The sequence below is a fragment of the Silvanigrella sp. genome (assembly GCF_044369315.1).
Taxonomy (GTDB): domain Bacteria; phylum Bdellovibrionota_B; class Oligoflexia; order Silvanigrellales; family Silvanigrellaceae; genus Silvanigrella.
In genome coordinates, this window is sequence record NZ_JBIPMD010000311.1 from 1 (window position 1) to 3,183 (window position 3,183).

Sequence of the window (3,183 nt, forward strand, 5' to 3'; positions counted from 1 at the left end):
AAATCAAAAACCACTCTCTATAAAAAATTTAATTCCATTCATTGTGTTTGTAAAATGCACTTATTGGGAGGACACGAATTATCTGTCTCAACATTTTTTATAGGCATGGCATTAGGCCAACTTATTTATGGTCCTTTATCGGATAGATTTGGAAGAAAAAAACCGCTTCTCGGAGGGATGTTACTTTATTTCTTTGCTTCCATAGGTTGTGCTTTCTCACAAAACATATTTTTATTTATACTTTTTAGAGTTTTGCAAGCATTTGGAGGCTCTGCAAGTTTGGTAATAAGCAGAGCTATTGCTCGTGATCTTTTTGATAAAAAACATGTTGCATTATTTCTATCAAATATTGCTTTAGTATTAGGAATTGCGCCAATTATTGCACCTTCTATAGGAGCTTTTTTGAATGCGCTATTAGGATGGAGATCTATATTTCTTACTTTAGCATTATCTAGTTTAATTTGTATCTTTATTGTTTCTATTTTTCTTCCTGAGACAAATACAAAAAAACAGGAGTCTATAAAAATAAAATCAGTCCTTCATTCTTATCAAGTTTTACTTAAAGACAAACATTTTATTGGCTACCTCTTACCAGATATTGCTGTTCGAGCAGGAATGTTTGCCTATATTGCAGGTTCTCCATTTGTCTTTATAGAACTTTTTAAAATGTCACCACAACAATATGGACTCGTTTTTGGTATGAATGGACTCGGAATTTTAATTGCTTCTCAAATTAATAAAAAACTTCTGCAAAAATGGAAACCCGAAACTATTTGCTCTTCATCTGTCATAGTTGCTTTTTCAGCTGCTGTATTTATTTTCGCATTTTCATTTTATTTAAACTTGGTTTTGCCTTTCCTATTTTCAATTTTCATTTTTCTTGGAATGTTAAACTTAATTAGTCCAAACTCTATTGCAATTGCTTTGTCACCTTATGGAGAAAAAGCCGGAACTGCATCTGCTTTATATGGCTCTTTACAGTGGAGTATGGCTTTTTTCTCATCACTATTTGTAAGCTTTTTCCATAATGGTTCTGCATTTCCAATGGCAAGTTCTATGTTTATTTGTGGAATTATATCATTACTAGGATATATTTTATTAATAAGACCACAATTGAATCTTAGAAAGACAAACACAAGCTAATAAATTTCTCAATCATAAAAATTTAATATTTTATTTACGTTAATTGAATAACTTTACATAAAGGTAGATCTTATTATGAAAAATTTTAGAAATTCTGAATTAAATATGTACTTAAATAATGACTTATTCCCTGGAAAAACTATTGAGTTTTCAACTGAATTAGAAAAACCGACGCCTTACTACTTTGGCTATAAAATTGAAGAGACTATTCTAAATCAGCTAGAGAATTTAGAATTTGACAAATTATTTTTTTTAACCGAAAATTCCATATTTAAAATTTACGGGGAGTCTTTATTTCATAAAATAAAAGAAAAATTTCCAAATACATATTTAAATATTTTACAATCTGGTGAACAAAATAAATATTTTAAAAATCTGGAAGAATTATGCGAACAATTAATTGAACAAAATATTTCAAAAAAATCAATATTAATTGCATTTGGAGGAGGTGGAGTTGGAAACTTAGTTGGTCTAACTGCGGGACTCATTTATAGAGGGGTTCGCTTCATTGAAATTCCAACGACATTTACAGGTCAAACCGATAGTACGCTCAGTAATAAACAAGCTGTAAATGGAAAAAAAGGAAAAAATCATTTTGGCCTATATCATGCACCTATATTTATATTTGGAGATACTCATTATCTTCATACAGAGCCAAAAAATGCAAGAAGAGCTGGAATTATTGAAGGCATAAAAAATGGTCTTATTTCAAATAAAAACTTTTTTGAATATTTATATGAAAATTCACCCTACGACAACCCAGAGAATGCTTATCGTACAAAAGAACTTGCATTAAAAATAATTCAATCAAAACTTGATATTTTAAGAGAAGATCCTTCTGAAAAACATTATGGAATTATATTAGAATATGGACATACCTTTGGTCATGGCATTGAGTGGCTCATGAAAGGAAAGATATTACATGGTGATGCTGTTTCTTTTGGGATGAGAATTGCAGCTGAATTATCAAAAGAAATAGGTTTACTATCAAATGAAGAAGTTAATTTACATTATGAAATAATAGAAAATAAATTAGGTTATAAAGATCCTTTTCCTAATGAAATTACATCTGATATTTTAATTGAAGCTATGATTAATGATAACAAAAAAACAGGAAAACAATTACGATTTGTATTATTAGAAAAAATTGGGAAATGCTTTAATCCAGAAGGTGATTATCTTGTCACTGTAGATTTAAACATTGTTAAAAAAGTTCTAGATAATTATATCTTAAGAAATAAAACCATATAAATAAAAGATAAATATTAAAAAATAAAGAGAAAAACATGTATTCCGTACTAAATATTACGAAAGATTATGACGCTAATAATAGTAAAATGAGTTCCACAATAGGACATGAAGAAGAAGATTTTTTAGAGTCTTGCAAACTGGCGTTTAAATATAAATATAAAGGAATAAATTTAGATTTAGAAAAGCCTAAATATACAATTTCTGAAATAGAGAATATTTTAAATGATTATGATTTAATCGCCACTTCATTTCATTTTACTGTAAAACTTTCTGGAAGTGATAATGAATTTAATCATAGTTTAAAAATATTTTCTAAACAAGCAGAAAACGCCTCAAAAGTTGGATGTAAAATTGCTTTAAATTATCTTCCACCCTTTTCAAACAATTTAAATTTTGATTCCTTATTTAAATTATATGTAAAAAGATTAGATTTAACGAAAAATATTTTAAAAGATAATAATATAAAAATTGCATTTGAATTTATCGGCCCCACTGTCAGTTCCCAAAGACAATCGGACTGAAGCCTAAATAATATCAACGCCTTGCCCAAAGACGATTGGACTGAATTTGACCCATAGTTTTGCGGACTGAGCATCAATATCTCAGAAGATCTTGAGACTGTATAACCAGTAAAATTAAAATCTTCTGTAATATCAATTCAAGTGTGTCCTCCCAATAAGTGATTTTTACAAAGCATAAATCCAGAATTAAATCTCCTTTTGAGGAGGAGATTTAAATGGAGATGGAAAATAGACTTTTAAAATTGTCAGAGCAAGTTGCTTTTGAAAG

General features: G+C 28.7%; 3 protein-coding genes. All 3 read left to right on the plus strand.

Annotated features, from left to right (window positions below; all coding sequences use genetic code 11):
• Window positions 1–1,143: multidrug effflux MFS transporter (locus ACIQ56_RS16030; protein ID WP_397602043.1), on the plus strand; the 1,143-nt coding region annotated here is incomplete at its 5' end.
• A 75-nt stretch (window positions 1,144–1,218) separates the two neighbouring features.
• The gene (locus ACIQ56_RS16035; RefSeq protein ID WP_397602044.1) at window positions 1,219–2,394 is read left to right on the plus strand and encodes a 3-dehydroquinate synthase; all 1,176 of its coding nucleotides are present in this window, start codon (window positions 1,219–1,221) and stop codon (window positions 2,392–2,394) included.
• 35 nt (window positions 2,395–2,429) lie between these two features.
• Window positions 2,430–2,915: a hypothetical protein gene (locus ACIQ56_RS16040; RefSeq protein ID WP_397602045.1), complete on the plus strand. Its 486-nt coding sequence runs from the start codon at window positions 2,430–2,432 to the stop codon at window positions 2,913–2,915.
• The last annotated feature ends 268 nt before the right edge of the window (window positions 2,916–3,183 follow it).